The sequence below is a fragment of the Bacteroides sp. MSK.18.37 genome (genome assembly GCF_019129155.2).
Classification (GTDB): domain Bacteria; phylum Bacteroidota; class Bacteroidia; order Bacteroidales; family Bacteroidaceae; genus Bacteroides; species Bacteroides ovatus.
The window spans coordinates 3176836-3201069 of the sequence record NZ_JAHOIB020000001.1 but is presented as its reverse complement, the minus strand read 5'-3'; the positions used below and the strand labels follow the sequence as shown (position 1 = coordinate 3201069).

Sequence of the window (24234 nt, the reverse complement as noted above, 5' to 3'; positions counted from 1 at the left end):
TTATTTAAATGGTTAATATTCAATTTAATCCTTTCATAATCGCTGCTATGGATGCTGCATTATGCGGTTGTCCTGTAGTACGGTCAAACAGTTTTTCGGTATAGCCGGCATCCCAGTACAAGGGAACGAGCTTATTCTTCACACAGGTTTTCACTACATATTCGATATAGTCATTACGCGATTTCAAATGATTCTCCAAAGCCTCTCCGGTCAACTGGTCTCTTAATGTCGGACCATATTCGCCGATGATTACAGGAACATTATTATTGATAAATACATTCAGCGAACTTAAAGTAGCCTCTATGTCCCCCTCCTGTCCGGTAGCAGATACATCTCCACCTGCAAACGCAGCTCCCCATTGACTCTTGAAATTCTCATCGTTAGGCATGATTGTGAAATCATAAGGATCATAGTAATGACATTCCAGGAAAATACGATTTTGAACAATATCGAGCGGCATTGTGAAATGCGCGACCGCTTTCGCCACATCGGTATTATATGCCTGCACAATCAGATGACGGTAATGATTACGTCCTCCGGTAGCTCTAACCGTATTGACAAACACCTGATTGAAACCATTCTGTACCCGGTAATTCTCCTCTGTAGGCTGCGCACCGTTAGCGTCGTCATTATTCACCTCATTGGTTCCGGCAAAGAGCAGACGGTCGTCATAGTCTCTGAATCTTAAGGCGATCTGTTTCCACATCGCTTCCAGTCTTTCATCCAGAGCTTCTTTATTGGCATCTACCGGATGGTTCAGCCAGCCACCTTCCCAGTGGATATTGATAATAACATAGAGACCGGCATCAAGCGCAGCTTTCACGGCAGCCTCCACCTTATCCATCCATGCACTCTTAATCTTATACGTTGCCGCATCTTCAAACTGATGAGAATAAGCTACCGGTATACGCACGACATCAAAGCCCGCTGCTTTGATACCCTCGAAAAGAACCTTGTTCGGTGTAGGATTTCCCCAACACGTTTCATCGCCGGAAAGACTTCCGTCATTTCCCACAATCACCGCCTCAAATGTATTCCCTACATTCACTCCGGCTTTCATCAATGCCGACAGTTGCATGGAAGTCAAATCACGCATCCCTGTATTATCAGGTGCAATGTATTCATCGTATGCAGGTACGCTATATAGGGACTGCTTTACATTGATAATAATATCAGGAGCGCCACTCGCCGAAACGGTGACGGTAGCCGTCCTCTCTTTCTGCGTATCATTGGCCTCTACTGTGATATTTACATATTGTTTTCCTTCACCGATAGTATGTGAACTTTTACACCAACTTTCCGAAGTACTGATATGCCATTCGGCCGGACCGTCTATCTGAATAGTCTGCCTGCTTCCACGAGCGTCAAACTCCAGATTACGATATTCCTGTGCCACTTCCAGACTTCCTCCTTTTTCATCACTGTTGCTACATGATATAAAAGAGGTGGTGAGCAACACCAGCATAAATATGACTCGTTTAATACCCAATGGACTAAATAATCCATCACTAAATGACTGTTTTTCCATATTCTTCTATACTATTAGATTAAATTTAAAACCGTTAACCTTGCCTCATCAAAACACATTTGTTTTCTACACCACAAAATTATGTATTCGACATGTAACTTCACTTCTGTAATGTTATTCATATAGGGAGCGTTTTGGAAACGATGGGGTGAATTTGTTTTATAAAAGGGATTCATTTGTTTTCTCCCGGTTTCCCTTTATACTTAAAGTACTCAAAATCAGCATACGCCTTCGAATCTTTAGAAGCTGATGTAATGTAAAGCCCCAATACGACTCCGGTAAATCCGCCTGCTGTTTCAGTGCTTAGATAACGCGTGTTCATCTTACCCAGATCATGATATATTCCATTCACTTTATAACCAAAATAATAGTAATTGATATCCGACTTCACCACCAGTTCCACCTCACCATCCGTCGGTAGGGAAACTTCTTTGGCATAATGGGTAATCTCTCCCAGTTTATATCGCAAGCCAACAGAACGTTTCCGATCCTTATCCTGACGGACAAATAAATCGTAGTGAGAATGAAACTCCATAAAGACGGAAATTCCCGCTTCATCATTCACTCCCGCTTTCTGCAAGACTACCGGAGCGGATGCTTCCATATCAAAATGTTCCTGCCGCAAGGCGACAAAGGTAGGGCTTTTCCAATCGCTTAACGTAACGGGAGTCGCTATCAAACGAAGTTTTCCATCTTTGGTAAAAATATAATTCTTCGCTTCGGGATTCTGCAGATGAATCCATTCGGGAGAAAGCTTTCCTTCTTTAAAGTCTATTCGTTCCGGTCTGCCTTTCATTTCCTGTTGAGGCAGAGTAGGGACGTCCATCTTCAAAGAAATGGTTCCATTGCTATTGACTACAGGCCAGGCGTCCTTATCCCACCGCACCGGAGCCAGATACGTTTCACGTCCCAATGTATGATGAGTTCCCGGCATAATTCTGTATGCCAGACAAACCATCCACCAAGAACCATCGGTGCCTTCCACCAGATCAGCATGCCCTGTTCCCTGAATCGGACTGGATTGTCCCGATTCATTGGCATGGGTCAGAATAGGATTTGCCGGATTTCCCTGATAAGGCCCGTCAATGTAACGGCTGCGGGCAATGGTTACTTTATGTCCCAATTCCGTACCGCCCTCCGAAATCAGCAGATAGTACCAGCCGTCTTTCTTATAAATGTGCGGACCCTCGGCATATCTGCCTCCAGTGCCGTTCCATATTCGTTTGGAAGAAGAAAGCTGTTTGCCTGTCATGGGGTCAATCTCACACAGGTTGATGTATCCATCCGGATTACTGACCATAAAACATTTGCCATCCTCAAAATAAAGCGAAGGATCGATGCCTCCTTGCTCGAGCCAGACTGGTTCCGACCATTCACTACGGGGATCAGTAGTATGTACCAGGAAATTCCCCTTACCGGAGACATTAGTCGTAATCATGTAAAACACTCCATCATTGTAACGAATGGTAGGAGCGAAAATACCGCTTCCCGAATTAGCATTAGTCAGATCAAGCTGGGACGGACGGGTCAGACAGTTTCCTATCTGCTCCCAATGCACAAGGTCTTTACTGTGAAACAAAGGCACTCCGGGGAAATATTGAAAGCTGCTGTTGACTAAATAATAATCATCCCCTGCCTTGCAAACACTCGGATCGGGATGGAAACCGGGGATTACAGGATTACTGTAACCTTGAGCTGATGACTTGCATACGGAACAAAGCGAAATAAAAATAAGGAATAAAGCGTTTCGCATATTATATAATTTAAGAGTTAAACATCTTTTGCCAGCCGACGATACAAAAGTAGATGTTTTTCCCAAAGGAAATATGGTATTTCGTTCACACCCGGTCTGCCAAATGTTTTACCCATACGCACAGAATGTTTCCCTTTTGCGTATGATTTGTTTTCAACCCTCTTCAGCTTAGTCCAAGCAGCGAAAATCGAACCAGTCAAAGTCGGCCGGATTTGTATTTGCCTGCCCATTACCGGATGCATACATACCTATAAATACACCGGTAAATCCACCTACCACTTCATTGGAGACATCACGCGTGGAAGCTGTTCCCAATATAGCAGAAACGTGGGCTGCCTTTATCTCAAACGTATAGGTCGTCTCGGTGGCGGTGATGGATAAGATCACCTCTCCGGTAGCAGGAAGTTCTTTGCAGGTGGTATCGACCACTTTATCCTTCAAAGTTTTACGGATCATGGCAACCCGCTGTCCGTTCCGCTCCGTTATCAGCAGGTCATAATGATTCTTATCATCCGCTCTTACTACCAGTCCCGCCTCTTCATTTTCCACTTTCGGAATAAAGTTGACTTTTGCAGATGCAGTCAGATTGAAAGCAGCCTGCCGGCGGCCGATAAAAGAAGGAGAATCATTCGTTGTGAAGTTGATTGCTGTTCCTTTCAGACGCAGCGAACCCGGCTTCTCCGTCAATGACCAGAACGAATGAGCAGGATTGCGGATAAAAGTCCAGTCCAACCCCAGCGTTTCCGCATCGAAATCATCACGAACCGGTTGTTCCATCCAAACGTGTGACGGCAGGTTGGGGAAGAGATATGTTTCCTGTACAACACCATCTTTACCCACCTTAGGCCAGCCGTCGGCATTCCACGTCACAGGTGCTAGGAAAGTTTCACGCCCTAAATGCTGGTACTTGCCGTTCACTGGTCTTATTCCCAGACAAATTGCCCACCAGCTTCCATCTTTCAGTTGGACGAGGTCGGCATGACCTATCGCCTGGAAAGGATGATCGGGACAGTTCATATTCGACAGGACAGGATTTACAGGACTGGGCTCATACGGTCCCCAAGGGGATTTACTCCGTTGTATGACTTCCCGGTGCTCGTAGCCCGTTCCTCCTTCGGCAGACATGATATAGTAATAATCACCTATTTTATAGAAATGAGGTCCTTCCGGTGAAGAGCCTCCCAGACCGAAAGCTACTTTTCTCAAAGGTTCCACAAACGTTCCGGTTTCGGGGTCCATCACTCCCAACAGGAAGCTGCCTTGATTATCCGGACTCAAAAAGTACATCTTTCCGTCGATAAACTCAATAGACGGATCTACATACCAGTTCCCCACCCATACCGGATCAGACCAGGGACCTGCAGGATTCTTCGCCGTCACATAGAATACTCCTTGCGAACCTTTTCCTCCATAGTTCGTGCCAATCACATAGAATGTACCGTCATGGTATCGTAACGTCGGAGCATACTGTCCGCCGGTGGAGGCATTGCATCCCATCAACGGATTATTTTCCGGGCGGGACAGGGCATGACCGATCAGTTTCCAATGAACAAGGTCTTTACTATGATAAACCGGCAGACCGGGAAAATATTCAAAGGTAGAAGTAACCAGGTAAAAATCATCTCCCACCCTGCAAATGCTCGGGTCGGGATTCATTCCTGTGATAATGGGGTTCCTGAATGTCTTTTGTGCGAGGGAGACATTAGCCATCCATAATCCGATTAAGATTAATAAAAGTCTGCAACTGTTCTTCATCATTCTTATTTTTAAAGTTTGTACTGATGGCAAAGTTCACCATAATCCGGCAGAAACAAGGTTCGTTATGTTTCAAGGTGCGGAACGTTTTCTTTCAGGATAGCGTTTTTCGTTTCAAATATAAGGCAATAATGTTACATTCGGAAAGTCTCGCAAGGCATAGAAGAGAATAGAATGTATTTTATTGGGGCATGATTTGTATTCAATTGCATTTCGCCCTTTCGGGTGACTGCAATTCTTCCTACATTTGTAATAGAATTAAAGTCTCACTCTAAAAATATCAACTCATGAAAAACATTAAGAAAATGGTATTAGTATCAGCCTTTGCCGGTACTTGTCTTACGCCTCATGCACAGACTGCCTCTCCTGTCATCCCGACCGATCCGGCTATTGAAACTCATATCCGGGAATGGCTTCAGAAAATGACTCTCGAACAAAAGATCGGTCAGATGTGTGAAATCACGATTGATGTGGTATCCGATCTTGAAACCAGTCGTAAGAAAGGATTCTGCCTTAGCGAGGCAATGCTCGACACGGTTATCGGTAAATATAAAGTAGGTTCACTGTTGAATGTTCCTTTAGGGGTAGCACAGAAAAAGGAAAAGTGGGCGGAAGCCATCAAACAGATACAGGAGAAATCGATGAAGGAGATCGGTATTCCCTGCATCTATGGGGTAGATCAGATTCATGGAACGACTTACACATTGGACGGAACGATGTTTCCGCAAGGCATCAACATGGGAGCCACCTTCAACCGCGAGCTAACGAGAAGAGGTGCCAAAATCTCCGCTTATGAAACGAAAGCAGGCTGCATCCCCTGGACGTTCGCCCCGGTAGTCGACTTAGGCCGCGACCCGCGCTGGGCACGTATGTGGGAGAACTATGGTGAAGATTGTTATGTAAACGCAGAAATGGGTGTATCGGCCGTGAAAGGTTTTCAGGGAGAAGACCCGAACCGTATCGGAGAATACAATGTAGCTGCGTGCATGAAGCATTATATGGGTTACGGTGTACCTGTTTCCGGTAAAGACCGTACTCCATCTTCCATCTCACGCAGTGATATGCGTGAAAAACATTTCGCTCCTTTCCTTGCCGCTGTACGTCAGGGTGCATTGAGCGTAATGGTAAACTCCGGCGTTGACAACGGACTGCCTTTTCACGCCAACCGTGAGTTGCTGACCGAATGGCTGAAAGAAGACTTGAACTGGGACGGACTGATTGTTACAGACTGGGCGGACATTAACAATCTCTGTACCCGGGATCACATCGCTGCCACCAAGAAAGAGGCTGTCAAGATTGCCATCAATGCTGGTATCGACATGTCGATGGTTCCTTATGAAGTGAGTTTCTGCGATTATCTGAAAGAGTTGGTTGAAGAAGGAGAGGTATCTATGGAGCGTATCGATGATGCAGTAGCCCGTGTGTTGCGTCTGAAATATCGTCTGGGATTATTTGACCATCCATATTGGGACATTAAGAAGTATGACAAGTTCGGTTCTAAGGAATTTGCAGCTGTTGCCCTGCAGGCTGCCGAGGAATCGGAAGTGTTGCTAAAGAATGACGGAAATATCCTGCCGATAGCGAAAGGCAAAAAGATTCTGCTGACCGGTCCGAACGCAAACTCGATGCGTTGTCTGAACGGCGGATGGTCGTATAGCTGGCAGGGACACGTTGCTGATGAGTATGCGCAGGCATATCATACCATCTACGAGGCTTTGTGTGAGAAATACGGAAAAGAGAATATTATCTATGAACCGGGAGTGACCTATGCTTCTTACAAAAACGATAATTGGTGGGAAGAAAACAAACCGGAAATTGAAAAACCTGTGGCAGCGGCAGCACAAGCGGATATTATCATCACCTGCATCGGTGAAAACTCTTATTGCGAAACTCCGGGCAACCTGACGGATCTTACCTTATCAGAAAACCAGCGCAATCTGGTAAAAGCTCTGGCCGCTACGGGCAAACCTATTGTCCTGGTTCTGAATCAGGGACGTCCACGTATTATCAACGATATAGTGCCTTTAGCTAAAGCGGTTGTCAACATCATGTTGCCAAGCAATTACGGTGGTGATGCACTTGCTAACTTATTGGCCGGTGATGCCAACTTCAGTGGAAAAATGCCGTTCACCTATCCCCGACTTATCAACGCTTTGGCAACTTATGACTACAAGCCTTGCGAAAACATGGGGCAAATGGGAGGTAACTACAATTATGATTCGGTGATGGATATTCAATGGCCGTTCGGTTTCGGATTAAGCTATACGAATTATAAGTACAGCAATTTAAAAGTAAATAAACCGACTTTTAATGCTGACGACGAACTGATATTCACGGTTGACGTAACCAACACGGGCAAAGTTGCCGGAAAAGAGAGTGTGTTATTGTTCTCTAAGGACTTAGTGGCAAGCAGCACACCGGACAATATCCGTTTACGAAACTTCGAAAAGGTTTCTCTGGAACCGGGAGAAACAAAGACGGTTACGCTGAAACTGAAAGGAAGCGACTTGGCATTTGTGGGATATGACGGTAAGTGGAGACTGGAAAAAGGAGATTTCAAGATTAAATGCGGTGACCAATGGATGGATATTGTATGCGATCAGACAAAAGTATGGAATACTCCGAATAAGAATACGCTCCACAAATAAACCTCTTTTTATATATTTCTATATAAACATCTTCATATAGGATCTTCTTCTCATATAAAAATACACATTCCTCTATCACCTATCATTTTGCTGACATCAGCAAAATGGTATTCCTGACAATAAATGAGAGATACCCTGCGACGAGGTATCTCTCATTGCCTATATCATCCATCAATAAGACCTAAATTCAATTATTCTTATTAATCAAATTGATTACTACCTTCACCATCACGTCCTTTTCTTCCGTCCGGCTTTCGGCAATCATTAACGTAAGTGCTACAAACGTATTGTTGGTCATTATCGCTACCCACATGTGCGAATTTTGCACACGTGATATCACGCTCCAACTCTCCTTCCCGATATACATTATTTATATGTCTACCGATGACAGTTCTATCCTTCTGGAATAAGTCTGCCATTTGCGCCTGCGTCAGCCACACCGTCTCATTCTCCAACTTTACATCAATGGAAGTTTTCCCATCCTTTGTCTGATAAATGACAATATTTCCTCTATTGTCCATAAAAGACCTCCTTGTTTATGCATTGCGTCCGTCCATTACCTTCGTAGTAATGGACGGACACACAAATGTACAACTTTCAAAAAGAAATAAAAATACAAAGCCGTTTTTAATTATTTGCTCTGAAGCGTTATAATAGAACGTGCCGGAATCTGAACAATCTTTCCACTTTTCACTGTCCCCACCGGAAGCAAATCTTCCCCTTCTTTATCTGAAGTACAATAAATCTGCCATTGTGCATTTCCTACTTTTCTTTTATGAATAGAAAACTCTTTTTCTTCATTGGCATAATTAATCACTACCATCACATACGTTCCGTCTACATTCTTATAAGCAGAACACATCAATCCCTGCTGATCGGTGTCGCCATCAGGAATCAAAGCGTCTGTTTGATCGAAAGCCGAAACGGACAACCGGACTGCCCCCGGACGAATAAAACGACTATAATTACCTAAAGCCCACATCAGTTTGGAGTCTTCCACTCTGCCATCCAGGAAGTTATCATCCGTAGTATATTCGCGAATCAATCCATCCTTATAATCACCACCAATAGCACGCCACCATTGCCAGCTTTCAGCTTTGGCATACACAATATCGTGATGAATGATACGTGCCACATAGAGTGCTGTTTTCATCGTATGGTCGAAACCATTTCCACCACCAATTTCTTCATCATTGCCCATGATGCAGGTTTCTGTTTGCCAGAAACCAACTTGATGTTTATCTAATGTATCCCGTAGCTGGCAGCGGATATTACGTAATTCACTTAACGGAGTCGTTGTCCAATAACTATGACCGAGCATCAGGCGGGGAACATTCGGAGTATCTCCCAAATACGTATCCACACTATCCGGACAGAAGAAAGCCTGAATCTGATACCCCCGTTGCCAATCCGTTTCGTGAGTGCGGAACATACAACGATAATCGGAAGACTCATTGACCATAATCTGTGTATCCATGTTCCGGTCTACAAACTCTTTGCTCAACAGACGAACGGTGCGGGCTATTTCCCTGTTCGTTGCCGGACAGCCTTCCTGCTTCGGACCGACCCAGTTCCAGTGTCCGTCCGGCTCATTGAAAGGACAGATATAGTTGAACTTGATGCCATCGTGTTGTTCTACTCCCTGCACTACATCAGCCAGAAAACGAGCGTACTTTTCATAACAATCCGGTTTCAGGTTCGCCGTACCTCCACGGCCGGTGTTGGTAGCCAATCCGTTCTGTGTGTAATATACGGGAGGAGAGTTCAGGAAAGCCAGAAATTTGCTGACTCCCCGTTCTTTAGCCAGTTTCAGAAAGTTGCGTTGACCTTGTTGCTTGTTCCAGTCGTATGTTCCGTCGGGATTCAGGAAACATTCGGCACGCATCCAGGGGGAAGCAATTTGACTGTCCTCTCCTTGCTCCGTGCTACCTGCTCCGACATTGAAACGCCAGAGTGACAGTCCGATACCTTTCGGTTGTCCGTTGGCGTCATTCTCCGTGCTGAACAGCCAGTCGGCTATTTGGTTTTGTTTCTCCTGCGGCCAAAGCCCGATGAATTGCATACTCCAGGCATCGGAAGCACTAAAGTATGCCATCGTCTGACAGGGTTGGTCTGTTTCTATCTGATAACGTATATTGGGGGCAGGTTGGGAACATCCACCTGCCGCACCGGCTATTGAGAAGAAGCCTAAAGCGGCTAAAATCTTTTTACCTTTCATCCTATTCATCTAAAATCTTTAATTATTCAAATCACACAATACGGTTCTAAAAACATACAAACAATCTATTGAAATCCGAAAAGATATAACTAACGGGTGGGTATTACTTGTTTAATGCTCCCATCTTCATTAAATTCCATGCGATCTATGCATACTTCACGATGAACACCGGGATCACTCTTCAGATAATTCTTATTAATGCGATGATAAACAATATACCACTTATCAGTACCGGGAACTTGCAAGATGGAATTATGAGCAGGGCCATATATTTCCTTTTCCGGGTTTTGGATCAATACGACAGGGTTCTTAGCTACTTTAATCGGTCCCAAAGGTGATGTCGAAGTGCCATAAGCTACATGATAATTAGGAGAGCCGGTATCGTCTACCGACCACATGAAATAGTAAAGCCCGTTACGATAAAACACATAAGCAGCCTCACGGTAAGCATAATCCTGTAGCGTTCCTCCTTCGGGAGTCATCACCGTGATAGTCTCTTTCTTAATTGAAATCATATCATCATTAAGCTCTGCACCTGCCATATAACCGTTTCCCCAATACAAATATGACTTCCCCGAAGCCGGATCGGTGAACACGTCCACATCAATCTGTTGCCCGTGTCCTGTAGGTGAATCTGTTATAATAGGATGTCCCAAGTCAACAAACGGTCCGGCAGGCGAATCACTTATAGCCACTCCGATCTGCTTTCCTCCTCCTGCTTTAGGATTTCCACTGTAATAAAAGAAATATTTATATTGATCTCCTACTAACTTTTCCTCTATACATGGCGCCCACGCATTACCATCCGCCCAAGGTACCTGATCTGATTTTAAATCCAGCATCACTCCTTCGTCCTTCCAGTTCTTCAGATCGACAGACGAAAAAACAGTAAAATACCAACCACCCCATCCAGGCTGACCGTCTGTGGTAGAATAAATGTAGTACTTCTTTGTCTTATTGGAATACAAAATTTCAGGATCGGCATGAAAACCCGGCAATATAGGATTATTGGATTGTGAAAAAGCAGGGAACGTTACTGCTAACATCAGACCGAACGCAATTAGAGTTTGTTTAATCGTTACTATCATTATTTTCATTCATTAGATAAAGGGGGAAATATCAGGTTGCGATACTTCCCCCTCAAGTATTATATTCTTGATACTATTTATTTCAATGCTACCTTAATAGACTGACTATAGCAATATTCTGATGATTTGTCCGATTTGACTCCCACACGGGCGTAAAGATACGATTCGTTTACCAAACCACTCGGGATTTCAATTTCAGCTGTGTTTTCTTGATCGAGTGAAACAGTATTACCCAACTTCAACTCTGCTTCTTTCTGCTTCTCATCCGTCAGGATACCTGTACCCAGATAAATACCTACATTTTCCATATTGGCATTGGCAACCACTTTGTTAATGGTGAAACGTGCTGTAATCTTATTACCGTTTTTGGCAAATGACACGTTTCTGACAAAGAAATACGGCGTCACAGGAATATCCTGCACTGTGTTTCCTCTTACGGTAATATAGATCGTATCATTAGAAGGTCTTTCCCAAGGTGCATTGCCCATACGCACCAATTTGTAATCACCATTGAAAAGGGACACGGAATAACTTCCATCTTGGGCAATATACACCGGAATAGAACCTTTCAGAGCATAACCATCCTGAAACAAAGCAAATTCGGAACTTCCGCTTCTAACCCCTACTGCCTCACCGTCATAAATAGCTTTTCCGGTTAATGTGGCTTTAGGTTCCTCAAAGTTGTCGTAGCTGCAACTGCTTACTGCCAACAAACAACATATCATAATAAAGAAAGGTATAATCTTTTTCATAATCTCTTATTTTTTATTGGAATGGATTTTTAACAATCGTCGGATTGTTATTAATTACATCATCAGCAATGAATGAATAATAGTTGGACTGCTGGAAGGTTCTTGCCACCTTGAAACGTTCGGATCTGGTCTTTACGAAAATGTACTTGTCCTGATCCTGTGTTCCCGGTTTTGCCACTGCAATACGATAAGGATATAAACCATATACGATAGCTTTATCATTATCAGTATTTCCGTTCCAGGTAATATCAGCTATTCTCCATCGTTTCATATCAAAATAACGGTGATCTTCGAAAGCCAGTTCCACACGACGTTCGTTCTGAATCTTTTCTATTGTCAGGCTTGTTAAGCTGTTGGCCGGGAAACCGGCACGCTGACGCAAACGGTTGATGTAGGGTAAAGCTGTCGGTTCGTCATTCAATTCGAAAGCAGCTTCGGCGGCATTCAAATAGATTTCACCCAAACGGAACCAAGGCCACCAGTTTTCAGCGTAGTTACGGAGAGTGTAACCGGATGCCTCACTGATAAACTTACGGATGTAGAATCCGGTGTTGCTCACATTAGGACTGTTGGTTTGAGGTCCGTCCTGCCCGACAAAAGTTTTATTATCTTCATAAAAACTTCCCAATTTCGAGTCTGTCAGTAAATCATAAGAACCGGTCTTATCGTTCCAAACTGCTACTCCTGCCTGAATATCCACATCTTGATTTCTGAACTTGGAACCCGGATAGATAATCGTACCATACAAACGTGCATCCTTATTAGCAAAAATATCGCTTGGAGTGTCATATACTACATAATCATTACCATTTTTATAATGTAACGTTCCCGGAGTTCCATCCAGATAATCGAAAGCCTCTACCAATCCTAGTGACGGGTCGATGCAAGAAGAGTTGTCGTTATCCTCTCTTAAATGATGAACTACATTATCATAACCGAAGCTATGCACCTTCAGAGGATTCTTATAATCTTTCACCCAAATTGCTTCCTTATTCAGGGTCTTGTCCATAAGCATCTTGTAGAAGTTCACCCCTTTATCTGACTCCTTCTCATAAAGTTCATATCCACCTTTTGTGATAATCTCTTGCGAAGCTGTCAATGATTTGCGATAGTAATCATCTGCCATATCGGACGGAATGCCCACTTCTCCACCGGAAGTCACAATATTAGGAGTTTTCAGCGCGTTGTACTTAGCGATAGAACCGGCATACAACATAGCGCGACTTTCCAACGCTAACGCTGTGTAATAGTTGGCACGAGTCTGACTGCCTTTATTACCCAATTGCGACTTAATCGCTTCACATTCACTATATACAAAATCATATATTTCGTGTTCCTTTGCACGCGGATTGCGTAAATAAGAAGGATCTCCGCTAAAGTCATACTCCAAAGTCGTTGTAATCAATGGTACACCACCCATACGTCTTACAAGCTCAAAATAAACGTAGGCGCGGATAAAACGGAACTCTGCTTTGAACTGAAGTTTCTCATCTGCCGAAATATCGGTCCCATACTTATCGATATTCTCAATAGACATATTGATGTCACGTATCAGTCCGTAATCCCACCAGCGTCCGTAGTCGTTTCCATAACGCAGTTCGTTACGATAATTCTGATCTAATGTACCACAATACATCGCATCGTCTGTTTCACACATACCACCGGTATTGAAATCACCGTGCAACTGCGGAATACGATTATAAAGATTGGCCAACTGCGATTTAATCATGTTCGGATCATTCCATACCAACTCATTAGTAAGAATGTTTTTGGGTTCTCTTTCGAACCAACTGTCACCACAACTCGACAACATGGAGGTGATGGCAGCTCCCATCAGAAGTATTTTTATAGATTTGCTTTTCATGATCACTTTCGTTTTTAGTATGTAATATTAAATCCAAGGAGGAATGTACGTTGTTGCGGATATACCACTGCAGCTGCGGCAGTAATTTCAGGATCGACTCCAAACTTACCCACATTGTCGAACGAACACAAGTTAGAAACATTCGCATAAACACGTACCTTCTGTGCACGGATCGGTCTCAACAGTTGAGCCGGCAAGCTGTAACCCACTTCCAAGTTCTTGATACGCAGATAGCGTACATTGTGCAACCAAAAGTCACTATTCTTATTGTTATAGCTGAATTCACCTTTACGGATGGCCGGATAACGTCCCGGTATCCATTCACTATCCGGATCATACAAGTCGGCACGATGCCAACGGTCTTCCAACAAATAAACCGGAGAGTTTCCGTTGCCATGATATGCATTGGCCAACTCATAGTTCTGTCTCCATCCTTGCATAGCACCACCGGAAAGGTCGATATTCAAGTCAATGCCCTTCCACTGCAAACCGATATTACCACCAAATGACATGATAGGTGCCCAGCCTTCAGGATAACCGATAGGACGCTCATCCATACCATTGATGATGCCATCACCATTCACATCTTTATAGATAAAGTCACCAGGAAGCAGGGTGCGGTTATTATTTCCATCCAGGTTTACCGGATAATTACGAATTTCTTCTTCCGACTGGAACTGGCCGATTACCTGATATCCCCAATAAATACCTCCCCAACGACCTTCTGCAGAATTGCGATATTCATCCCAGGAGTTATTAAAACGTGGTTTGTAAGTCTCAATACTTTTGTAACGTGAGAAAGTAAAATTACCGCTTACGGTATAATTCAAATCACCGATATGGTCGGTCCATGTAACCATACCCTCCGCACCGATATAAGCTTGTTTATTCAAGTTTTCATTAGGTAACGAATAGCCTACTTCGCTCGGAAGCAATACATCATAGCGGGCAGCCGGCACACCAGTAATATCCTTACGGAAAGCATCGGCTGTGATCTTCAAACGATTATTGAACATGGTCAGGTCAAAACCGATATTCGATGTCGTATTCTTAGTCCAGGATAAGTTTGTAATAGGTAATCCTCTTTGGTTCAATCCGGTAACCAGCTCGCCATCCAATACAGCATTACCATTATTCCAAGTATAACCACTCAAGTAATCGAACAACTTTACATCTTTTTCTGTACCTGTCTGACCGATAGAAGCACGAATCTTTAAATCATCTACAACTGGTCTCAACTTTTCAAAGAATTTCTCTTCCGAGATTCTCCAACCGATAGATACACCCGGGAAGAATCCCCAACGATTATTCGCTGCATAAAGATAAGAGCCATCATAGCGAGCCAATAATTCAATCAGATATTTGTGAGCAAAATCGTAATTGATACGACCAATCCATCCGGCACGTGCCTCGTAACTCCATTCATCACCGAAACTGTTAAGTTCATCGAACTGCAATAGCGGCAAATAGTCGGTAGAAGGTTCTGTTCCATAAGTCTTCTTAGTCCAATCGTAATCGGAGGCTTCATAACCCAAAACAGCCGAAATATTGTGGTTCTTAATCTGTTTGGCATAATTCAATTGTAACTGCATATAACGCGCAGGAACGCTACGGTCAATTTGACTTCTCCAACGTCCTACGGCAGGAGTTCCATTATAAGTATCTTTCTCTTTATCGTAGGTATAAATCTGATAAGCATATTGATAACCGTCAAAACGACTGTTAGTATAATTGTACGAGAAAGTAGCCTTTGCAGTCAAACCAAATGAGAAATCATACTGCGCATAAGCATTGATATTGGCATTACGAGTCAGATTATCTTTATAGCCGGCAATATCACGGCTGAAAGCTGCCGGATTGTAACCATTCTCATGTACATTATTGATATACTCCGGATTATCATTAGCATAAGGACTTTCAATCGGTTGCATTTTGAACATAGACAAAATAGCCGAATAATATCCATCACCGCCAGGCAAACCTACATCTTCGGTCTTTTCGTATTTACCGCTGATCTGTGCACCGATCGTAAAACGATCTGTAATCTTTGTATCAATATTCAACTGAAGGTTGGTACGTTCGTATTTGAAGTCGCGCATCATGGCATCCTGTCCGGTATGGGCTACAGAAAGGTAGTAATTGGTCCTTTCAGAACCACCCGTCACGTTAGCGTTAATGTGGTACTGTGGCACATTTTTTCTCATCACCATATCATAATAGTCATAACTCTTATATCCCGGTTCCGTACCGGCTTCCCATTTCGCCAGTTCTTCGGGGCTATATAGCTTGCTTGGATCTTCGCCTCTGTTCTGCGCTGCTTCAGCCAACCCTCTTACATATTGTCCTGCATTTGCCAGTTTCGGGAAACGGGTCAGGTTTTGCCAGCCATAATATCCATTTACATTGATACTTACCTTATCATTCTTTTTACCTTTCTTGGTGGTTACCAAAACCACACCATTTGATGCACGCAAACCGTAGATAGCAGCAGAAGCATCCTTCAAAACTGTGATACTTTCAATATCTTCAATGTTTAGAGCATTAAAGACATCACTACCGGAAACATCCGATGCCTGCAACCAGTCACGACTATTCATACCTCCGTAAGGAATACCGTCAATTACAAACAACGGACTACCCATATTACGAATTTCGAGATTAATTCCCCTACCCGGACGGGCATCCACAGCACGTGTAGACACACCTGCTATTTTACCGGACAACGCTCCGGCAGTGGTGGTAGAAACAGAACGTGTCAACGCATCAGACTTGACATCACTGATTGCTCCGGTCAAACTTTTCTTGGTTTGTGTACCATAACCTACCACTACAACTTCATCCAAAGTTTCGGTATCTTCTTCAAGAACAATCTGAAGACGTGCCTTTTCGCCAATCTTCACTTCTTTAGTCTTATAACCAATAAATGAGACTGCCAGTGTTCCATTCTTATCATCTACATTGATTGTAAAATTACCATCGATGTCTGTAATTGTCCCATTAGAAGTTCCCTTTACAGTTACATTGGCACCAATGATATCCTCTCCCCTTACATCAGCTACATGTCCTGTAACTTGTGTTTGTGCAAATGCAACAGCAGACAGAAACAGCTGTATGATACATATGCATAAGATTCTTAAATACCTCATAAATTAGAATTTAAAGATTAAACATTTTTTGTTGTTTTTTCGAACACAAATATACGTCATTGATATAGACTGAATAAACAAAAATCATGCAGAAGAGCTACACAAATCATGCAATGAACGATTTACATACTCTAAATAAAATATTTATTCCTATTTTTGGACTTGTAATTGAAACAAATAAGCACAAGTTATGAAAAAACACATTGCTTCTATTCTATTTTTATTCTTGTTATCAACTTTTCAATTGATAGCCCAGTCTCATTCTGTAAAAAGATTGGGGATAGAGCAAGGATTATCAAATAATTATGTAGTCAGCATTACACAAGATAAACAAGGATTCTTATGGTTTGCCACAGAAGAAGGACTTAATAAGTTTGACGGTACCCGCTTTACTACTTACTATAAAAATGATTTAGCACAGAATAATCAGGGAATTACCGGCAACGAGCTTAACCGGGTGTATGCAGACACCAAACGTCCTATTATTTGGATAGCCACTCAACGAGACGGACTAAATGCATACAATTATAATGAGCAAACATTTACCGCTTATCAACATAACCCGGAAAATCCACATAGTCTGATTACGAATGACGTAACAGACATTTCTCCTTCCACTCAACATGATGATGGTTTATGGATTAGTACCTATTATAGAGGTATAGAATACCTTGATATCACCAGCGGACAATTCACTCATTATAATAAAAGTACAGTTCCCGGTCTACCTTGCGACCAGACATGGACAGTATTGGACGGAGGTGATGGAAATTTGTATATCGGGCATGTCGGAAGCGGGTTCAGTATTTTTTCTCCAAAAGACAAGAGCGTAAAAAACTTCCGGAACGAAGCCGGAAACCCAATGAGTTTGCCCGGTAATGATGTGTTTTGTATTATAAAAGATGTAAATGGAAATATCTGGTTAGGTACAAATAACGGATTGGCTCTATATGATGCTGCTAATGAAAACTTCATAACGTTCAAAAACAACAAGAATGACAAGTATGCTACTTTATGCAGCCGTATATTATCCATCCGCCAACTGAAAGATAATAGGCTTTGGATTGCTTCAGAACTCAATGGCATTGCCATATTAAACCTTAAACAAAGTATGTTCCTTTCGCCAGAGGAGATTTCTCTTGAATATATACAGGAGGGTGCTGATAGCCGAAGTCTTTCTAATGCAAGTGCCCGATGCATATTCCAGGATTCTTTTGATAATATCTGGATAGGGACATGGGGAGGAGGAATCAACTTTATCAGCAGTAAACCACCTTTGTTCACCACATTGAGCTATTCCCCTATTCCAAACAATGAGAACGGTTTGAACAACAAAGTAGCCAGTAGCCTCTGTATGGACAGACAAGGACGGGTTTGGATCGGAACAGATGGTGGAGGAATCAATGTATTTGAAGGAGAGAAACGTATCGCTATCTATAAAAAAGAGAGTGGAAATATTCCTTCGAATTTTATATTAGCCTCTTTGCAGGATTCAAAAGGTAATTTATGGTTTGGTTCCTACCAAGGGGGAATCAGCTATTATGATAACCGGAATAAAAAATTCCGTTCCATCTCTCTTATGGGGCAATCTAATCTGGATGTCCGTACGATCTATGAAGACACCCAGCACAACATTTGGGTAGGATACAGTGGAGGGATTGTTATATTGAACCCTCTTACAATGGAGATTATCCGACATTACAATACAGAAAACAGCGAACTACAAAGTGACTTTATACGCTCCATAGCTCAAGATGAGAAAGGGCGTTTCTGGATTGGGACTTTCGGAGACGGACTTGGTATATACACCCCGGACTTACAAAAAATCAAAACGTTCACTCAAAGGGATGGTTTCTGTTCCAATACTGTCAACCAGATCATACAAGATAAACAAAAAAGAATGTGGATAGGAACAGGAGAGGGATTGGTTTGTTTCCTGTCTACCGATGAACTGAATTATAAGACTTATCAACGGAAAGACGGCCTGATCAATACAAATATCTGCGCTATAGCAGAAGACAAAAAAGGAAATATCTGGTTTAGTAACAACAAAGGTATCAGCTGTTATGTTACAAGCAAAGACTGTTTTTACAATTATAGTCACTCTGATGATGTACCGGCAGGAAGTTTCTCAAGCAGTTGTGTTACACAAAACAAGAACGGATGGATTTATTTCGGTTCTATCAATGGAGTATGCTGTTTCAATCCCGATATCACCATGAACGAACAACCAGCTCCGGCAGCAGTTATTACGGAAATGAAAATACTCGGACGATTGAGCAACCTGGAAAACAATGACATGATTATCAATTTATCCAAAGGACAGAATGTAGAACTAAGTCATGCGCAAAATAGCTTTGGACTTACATTTAACGTACAAAACTACTCACTAGTCAACCAAGTGGAATATGTTTATATGCTGAAAGGGCTTGAAAACTCATGGTACACCGTCAATGAGAACAACAGCGTCACTTTCCGAAACATTCCTCCGGGAAAATATGAATTCCTCATCAAAGCAAGGGTACATAATCAGGAATGGCCCGAAGAAGCTACTTCACTTACCATCCGTGTCAATCCCCCTCTTTGGTTGACATGGTGGGCAAAGCTTATCTATATTTTGGTATCTATCAGCATCATTTACCTTATCCTGCATGCATATAAAAAGAAGCTGGATTTGGAAAGCCTCTATACGCTGGAAAAGAAAAACCATGAGCAAGAACAGGAATTGAATCAGGAACGTCTGCGATTCTATACCAATATTACCCATGAGCTACGTACACCGTTGACCTTAATCCTCGGTCCTCTGGAAGATATGCAAAAAGAGACCTCACTTCCGGCAAAACAAGCCCAGAAGTTATCTGTCATCCATCAGAGTGCACTACGGTTGCTCAACTTGATTAATCAAATACTGGAATTCCGGAAGACAGAGACACAAAACAAGAAATTGTGTGTCAGCAAAGGCAATATCGCTCCTCTGATCTATGAGATAGGGCTTAAATACAAAGAACTAAATCAAAAGACCAAGATTGATTTCCAGATTCAGATAGAGAAAGAAGAGATGCTCCTTTTCTTTGATAAGGAAATCATTACCATCGTTTTGGACAACCTGATTTCCAATGCGATCAAATATACGGAACAGGGACGCGTCACTCTAAGTTTGTATCAGACAATGCGCAATGAAGTTGCTTATACGGAGATAAAAGTCAGTGACACGGGATATGGAATTTCTGCTGAAGCCCTGCCACATATTTTTGACCGTTATTATCAGGAAAGCGGCAAACATCAGGCATCCGGTACAGGCATTGGCTTGGCTTTGGTGAAGAATCTAGTCACCCTGCATGAAGGAGAAATCCGGGCAGAAAGTATGCAAAACGAAGGAAGTACTTTCTATATCAGCCTATTGACGGATAATATCTATCCCAATGCCTTACACGCAGATTCTACAGAACCGATTCAAGAAGATACGAATCAGGAAGCAAGCCTTGAATATCCACAAGAAACCACACTGGATACCGGCAAACCGATCCTGTTGATTGTAGAAGACAATGAAGAGATACAGAAATATATCGCCGAGTCCTTCGCAGATTCGTTCGAAGTACTCACAGCCTACAATGGAGAAGAAGGGAAGCAACAAGCTCTTAGTCGTATCCCGGATATTGTAGTCAGCGATATTATGATGCCTGTCATGGACGGTATCACTCTCTGCCGGAAATTGAAAGAGGACGTACGGACCAGTCATATCCCTGTCATCCTATTGACAGCCAAAGATTCTCTGCAAGATAAAGAAGAAGGATACGAGGTAGGAGCCGATTCTTATCTGACAAAGCCTTTCAGTGCTTCTCTGCTACGCAGCCGTATCAATAATCTGCTGGAATCAAGAAAGAAACTGATAGCTCAATTCCAGGCACAATCCGTTCCGGGCAATCAGGCGGATTTAAAAGAAAAACGTATCGTAATCGCCGAAGCTCTAAGCAAGCTGGATAATGAATTTATTGAAAAAATCACCCTTTTAATCGAAGAAAACCTCTCTTCGGAGAAGATTGATATTACCTATCTTTCAGACAAGATGTGTATGAGCGGTTCCACCCTCTACCGGAAAATGAAAGCACTGACAGGATTATCGACCAACGAATATATCCGGAAAGTGAAAATGCAGAATGCAGAACGTTTATTGCTTGAAGGGAAGTTCAACATCTCTGAAATCGCCTATAAAGTAGGAATGAACAGTACGGGGTATTTCCGTCAATGCTTTAAAGAGGAATTTGGCGTCTCGCCTTCGGATTACCTGAAGCAGATTATACAATCTTGAGAAAGGAAGATGTATCAGAAGTAGAATTTACTTTCATGTTGCTCTATCATTCAGAACAATAATGAAAAATCCCTTCTGATACCTCCCAATAGGAAACTCTGCGACCTGTAGGGGAGGTCATTTTCTTAATTCCTCAACCATCGCTTTGAGCAATGATTTAGAATCATCCAGCGGCAAATCTGTGGCTAAATCCCAACTCATCATGCCTTTCAGTCCTTGCTCCATCGCATAACGGGTCTTAGTGCGGATATTGTCCTGTCCGTCAAACACATATTTCTCTCCCTTATATATTACTTCATTTTGTGCAGGTTCCGTAATCAGTCCCTCTTGTACAAAACTGAAATAAGCCTCTGTCTTCTTCGAATTATCCTTTGTCACACCATAGAAAGGAACTCCTGCCACCAGTTTTTCCTTCGGAATGCCATACTCCAATACCATCTGTATATCCGAACAATATTTCTCTATCGGAAAGCGAACCGGTGAAGGACCATAGCACTGAAGTGAAATAAAATCAACTGCTTCAATAGCTTCCTTACTAATCTTATAACAAACAGGATGCAGAGATACACTGAAAAGATACTTGTTTCCCAACACTTCCCGCATCTTCAGAATAGCCAAACTATAATCTTTATATTCTTTCTCATTTTCTGCCCACTCAAAATCAAGATCAATGCCATCCAGTTTATTCTTTTCCAGTACAGTCTTTATGTTCTTTGCAAACGTCGTACGAGCGGCCTCATCGGCCACCATCGCTTTCCATTCGCCACTGGAAGCTCCCAAACGTATTTTCACTTTTGTACCTTTTACTTTTGCACGAACCGATTTAATCAAACCTTCCCAAGTGGTCACCCCTTTTCCCTGAAATACACGTGGATTCTCAAATGACAATGATCCGTCTTTATTAGGATGAACATTCAAGAAAATAAGGTCGTCACTTGCCCGCAAGCTTTCTGTAGAAATACGACCACGGTTGTAAAAATTACCCCGCACATAAGAACTGACCATATAGTCTTGTTGTGCAAACAATGATAATCCAACAAACACAAAAAGGAAGAATACAATTTTTCTTAGCATTAGCATAATGATTGATAATTAAAACGTTTAGATCGCAAAAATACGCATATCAAAAGCAAACAGATGTTCAAAAACAACTATAATACTTCCAAAAATCAACATAAAGTTTTCTATTCAGAAATTTAAAACAGATAAATATTGAATTCTCTAACATCATCCAAAGGGATAAGAATAATATTTGCAGGTTTCTACTAAAACATAAATAAAAGAAAGAGTTCCATTTTCCGCAAAAAAAGCCTATCTTTGTTCCGTTAAGATAATAAATCACGCATAAAACTCATGCCAGGAGATTCATTTTGCATACAATATACCAACTGTACGGGATGTCCAAAAAATGTTGAGAATATCCTTGTATATAGAAACTTACCTAAAGGAGAGCATATCCCCAAGGATAAGTGTACACAGAATTGTATGCTTTTTATGATAAAGGGCGAATTACTTATCAATAGCGAAGAGCATCCCGGAATAACGTTACGCGAGAGACAAATTGTTTTGCAGGCTATTGGCTCCAAGGTCGAAATACTGGCACTGACAGATGTTGAATACGTTGTCTACTGGTTCAACGAACTGCCTTTGCTCTGCGAAGACCGATATAAGGAAATGATGGAACAGGCGGAAGCTCCTTTGACCTACACTCCACTGATTATGAGCGAAAGGCTTTACCACCTTGTCACCAGTATGCCCGAATTCCTCGCTGAAGAAAACCCTTGCAGCAAGTATATCGACTTAAAATGCAAAGAACTGGTTTTCTTGATTACCAACTTCTATCCGCTGCCCCAACTGGGTTCATTCTTCTATCCGATCAGCACTTATACGGAAAGTTTCCACTATTTCGTCATGCAGAATTACAGCAACGTGAAGAACGTGGAAGAATTTGCGCATCTGGGAGGATATACGACCACTACTTTCCGCCGACTTTTCAAAAACCTCTATGGTGTGCCCGTATACGAATGGATACTGGAAAAGAAACGGGAAGGAATCCTGGAAGACCTGCAGCACACCAAAATGCGAATCACTGAAATCTGTAACAGATACGGATTCGACTCCCTGTCGCATTTCGCACACTTCTGTAAAGACTCTTTTGGCGATACCCCACGCGCTTTACGCAAAAAAGCAGCCGGCGGTGAGAAAATCGGGAAAGTACAATAAACAGCCTCATCCTACGAATGTGCCAATCAGTTGCACCATGCGTACATACTGGCTGGCATATTGATACATTAGCGCATTGATTCATTATTAAAGAATTATTTCTTTAATTCCTTGCTCAATCAATCTATTTCCCCTATTTTTGCAGTCTGTAAGAGGTGTAAAACGTCGAAATTTTAGTTCTAACAATTAAATAATTTAAATTCAATCATTTATGTGGTTAAGTAATTCATCTGTAGGAAGGAAAGTGGTGATGAGCGTTACCGGTATCGCCCTTGTCCTGTTTCTAACATTTCACATGGCGATGAACTTGGTTGCAATCATCTCGGCTGATGGTTACAACATGATTTGTGAGTTCCTGGGAGCAAACTGGTATGCGTTAGTGGCTACCGCAGGACTAGCCGCTCTTTTTGTGATTCACATCATCTACGCATTCTGGCTGACAATGCAGAATCGCAAAGCGCGTGGTAGCGAACGCTATGCAGTGGTTGACAAACCAAAAACTGTAGAATGGGCATCTCAAAACATGTTGGTGCTGGGTCTGATCGTTATCGTAGGTCTTGGTTTGCACCTCTTCAACTTCTGGGCAAAAATGCAGTTGCCGGAACTGATGCACAACATGGGCATGCACGCTGATACACTGACGCTGGCTTATGCCGCTAACGGTGCTTATCACATCCAGCAGACTTTCTCTAGCCCGGTTTACGTAGTTCTTTACCTCGTTTGGCTGTTTGCTTTGTGGTTCCACCTGACTCACGGTTTCTGGAGCTCTATGCAATCACTGGGATGGAACAACAAAGTATGGATCAATCGTTGGAAATGCATTTCTAACATCTATTCTACGATTGTTGTACTCGGTTTCGCACTGGTAGTAGTGGTATTCTTCGTGAAAACACTGATTTGTGGCGGTGCTTGCTAAATAGTAAATTGTAAATGATTAAATTGTAAATAAT

At 42.4% G+C, this 24234-nt stretch carries 14 protein-coding genes; 4 read left to right on the top strand and 10 right to left on the bottom strand.

Annotation, left to right across the window (positions count from 1 at the left end; translation table 11 throughout):
* Nucleotides 1-19 precede the first annotated feature (19 nt).
* From KSX81_RS12775 to KSX81_RS12765, 3 genes are all read right to left on the bottom strand, one after another.
* Nucleotides 20-1528: a cellulase family glycosylhydrolase gene (locus KSX81_RS12775; RefSeq protein ID WP_004298445.1), complete on the bottom strand. Its 1509-nt coding sequence runs from the start codon at nt 1526-1528 to the stop codon at nt 20-22.
* Nucleotides 1529-1700: 172 nt separating this feature from the next.
* Nucleotides 1701-3281: a glycoside hydrolase family 43 protein gene (locus KSX81_RS12770; RefSeq protein WP_004298447.1), complete on the bottom strand. Its 1581-nt coding sequence runs from the start codon at nt 3279-3281 to the stop codon at nt 1701-1703.
* Between the two features lie 168 nt (nt 3282-3449).
* The gene (locus KSX81_RS12765; RefSeq protein WP_217725464.1) at nt 3450-5039 is read right to left on the bottom strand and encodes a glycoside hydrolase family 43 protein; all 1590 of its coding nucleotides are present in this window, start codon (nt 5037-5039) and stop codon (nt 3450-3452) included.
* A 284-nt stretch (nt 5040-5323) separates the two neighbouring features.
* Here KSX81_RS12765 and KSX81_RS12760 point away from each other — a divergent pair, with 284 nt between their 5' ends.
* On the top strand, nt 5324-7684 hold the full coding sequence (locus KSX81_RS12760; protein ID WP_004322977.1) for a glycoside hydrolase family 3 protein: 2361 nt from the start codon (nt 5324-5326) through the stop codon (nt 7682-7684).
* Nucleotides 7685-7884: 200 nt separating this feature from the next.
* Here the strand turns inward: KSX81_RS12760 and KSX81_RS12755 are convergent, their stop codons facing one another.
* The 6 genes from KSX81_RS12755 to KSX81_RS12730 form a co-directional block, all read right to left on the bottom strand.
* A complete protein-coding gene (locus KSX81_RS12755; RefSeq protein WP_004298459.1) occupies nt 7885-8205 on the bottom strand; it encodes a hypothetical protein in 321 nt (106 codons plus the stop codon).
* 110 nt (nt 8206-8315) lie between these two features.
* Nucleotides 8316-9911: a glycoside hydrolase family 30 protein gene (locus tag KSX81_RS12750; protein ID WP_004298461.1), complete on the bottom strand. Its 1596-nt coding sequence runs from the start codon at nt 9909-9911 to the stop codon at nt 8316-8318.
* Nucleotides 9912-9991: 80 nt separating this feature from the next.
* The gene (locus KSX81_RS12745) at nt 9992-10999 is read right to left on the bottom strand and encodes a family 43 glycosylhydrolase (RefSeq protein ID WP_004298463.1); all 1008 of its coding nucleotides are present in this window, start codon (nt 10997-10999) and stop codon (nt 9992-9994) included.
* Nucleotides 11000-11067: 68 nt separating this feature from the next.
* Nucleotides 11068-11742 (bottom strand): DUF3823 domain-containing protein, encoded by a 675-nt coding sequence (locus KSX81_RS12740; RefSeq protein ID WP_004298466.1) that lies wholly within the window; start codon nt 11740-11742, stop codon nt 11068-11070.
* A 13-nt stretch (nt 11743-11755) separates the two neighbouring features.
* Entirely contained in the window at nt 11756-13606 is a 1851-nt protein-coding gene (locus tag KSX81_RS12735; RefSeq protein ID WP_217725463.1) for a RagB/SusD family nutrient uptake outer membrane protein, read from the bottom strand.
* Between the two features lie 14 nt (nt 13607-13620).
* On the bottom strand, nt 13621-16752 hold the full coding sequence (locus KSX81_RS12730; protein WP_217725462.1) for a SusC/RagA family TonB-linked outer membrane protein: 3132 nt from the start codon (nt 16750-16752) through the stop codon (nt 13621-13623).
* A gap of 190 nt (nt 16753-16942) precedes the next feature.
* Here KSX81_RS12730 and KSX81_RS12725 point away from each other — a divergent pair, with 190 nt between their 5' ends.
* Entirely contained in the window at nt 16943-21061 is a 4119-nt protein-coding gene (locus tag KSX81_RS12725; RefSeq protein ID WP_115483929.1) for a hybrid sensor histidine kinase/response regulator transcription factor, read from the top strand.
* A gap of 117 nt (nt 21062-21178) precedes the next feature.
* Here KSX81_RS12725 and KSX81_RS12720 read toward each other — a convergent pair whose 3' ends face one another.
* Nucleotides 21179-22141 carry a glycoside hydrolase family 18 protein gene (locus KSX81_RS12720; RefSeq protein ID WP_115483928.1) on the bottom strand — a complete coding sequence of 321 codons (963 nt, stop codon included), beginning with the start codon at nt 22139-22141 and terminating at the stop codon, nt 21179-21181.
* Nucleotides 22142-22414: 273 nt separating this feature from the next.
* Here KSX81_RS12720 and KSX81_RS12715 point away from each other — a divergent pair, with 273 nt between their 5' ends.
* Together KSX81_RS12715 and KSX81_RS12710 are read left to right on the top strand one after the other, a co-directional pair.
* A complete protein-coding gene (locus KSX81_RS12715; RefSeq protein WP_004298479.1) occupies nt 22415-23284 on the top strand; it encodes a helix-turn-helix domain-containing protein in 870 nt (289 codons plus the stop codon).
* 211 nt (nt 23285-23495) lie between these two features.
* The gene (locus KSX81_RS12710) at nt 23496-24200 is read left to right on the top strand and encodes a succinate dehydrogenase/fumarate reductase cytochrome b subunit (RefSeq protein ID WP_004298481.1); all 705 of its coding nucleotides are present in this window, start codon (nt 23496-23498) and stop codon (nt 24198-24200) included.
* Nucleotides 24201-24234: the final 34 nt, after the last annotated feature.

What these genes read in the sequence shown, in the direction of transcription:
- KSX81_RS12775 (WP_004298445.1), bottom strand. Translation starts at nt 1,528, where the DNA reads ATGGAAAAACAGTCATTTAGTGATGGATTATTTAGTCCATTGGGTATT.
- KSX81_RS12770 (WP_004298447.1), bottom strand. Translation starts at nt 3,281, where the DNA reads ATGCGAAACGCTTTATTCCTTATTTTTATTTCGCTTTGTTCCGTATGC.
- KSX81_RS12765 (WP_217725464.1), bottom strand. Translation starts at nt 5,039, where the DNA reads ATGATGAAGAACAGTTGCAGACTTTTATTAATCTTAATCGGATTATGG.
- KSX81_RS12760 (WP_004322977.1), top strand. Translation starts at nt 5,324, where the DNA reads ATGAAAAACATTAAGAAAATGGTATTAGTATCAGCCTTTGCCGGTACT.
- KSX81_RS12755 (WP_004298459.1), bottom strand. Translation starts at nt 8,205, where the DNA reads ATGGACAATAGAGGAAATATTGTCATTTATCAGACAAAGGATGGGAAA.
- KSX81_RS12750 (WP_004298461.1), bottom strand. Translation starts at nt 9,911, where the DNA reads ATGAATAGGATGAAAGGTAAAAAGATTTTAGCCGCTTTAGGCTTCTTC.
- KSX81_RS12745 (WP_004298463.1), bottom strand. Translation starts at nt 10,999, where the DNA reads ATGAAAATAATGATAGTAACGATTAAACAAACTCTAATTGCGTTCGGT.
- KSX81_RS12740 (WP_004298466.1), bottom strand. Translation starts at nt 11,742, where the DNA reads ATGAAAAAGATTATACCTTTCTTTATTATGATATGTTGTTTGTTGGCA.
- KSX81_RS12735 (WP_217725463.1), bottom strand. Translation starts at nt 13,606, where the DNA reads ATGAAAAGCAAATCTATAAAAATACTTCTGATGGGAGCTGCCATCACC.
- KSX81_RS12730 (WP_217725462.1), bottom strand. Translation starts at nt 16,752, where the DNA reads ATGAGGTATTTAAGAATCTTATGCATATGTATCATACAGCTGTTTCTG.
- KSX81_RS12725 (WP_115483929.1), top strand. Translation starts at nt 16,943, where the DNA reads ATGAAAAAACACATTGCTTCTATTCTATTTTTATTCTTGTTATCAACT.
- KSX81_RS12720 (WP_115483928.1), bottom strand. Translation starts at nt 22,141, where the DNA reads ATGCTAATGCTAAGAAAAATTGTATTCTTCCTTTTTGTGTTTGTTGGA.
- KSX81_RS12715 (WP_004298479.1), top strand. Translation starts at nt 22,415, where the DNA reads ATGCCAGGAGATTCATTTTGCATACAATATACCAACTGTACGGGATGT.
- KSX81_RS12710 (WP_004298481.1), top strand. Translation starts at nt 23,496, where the DNA reads ATGTGGTTAAGTAATTCATCTGTAGGAAGGAAAGTGGTGATGAGCGTT.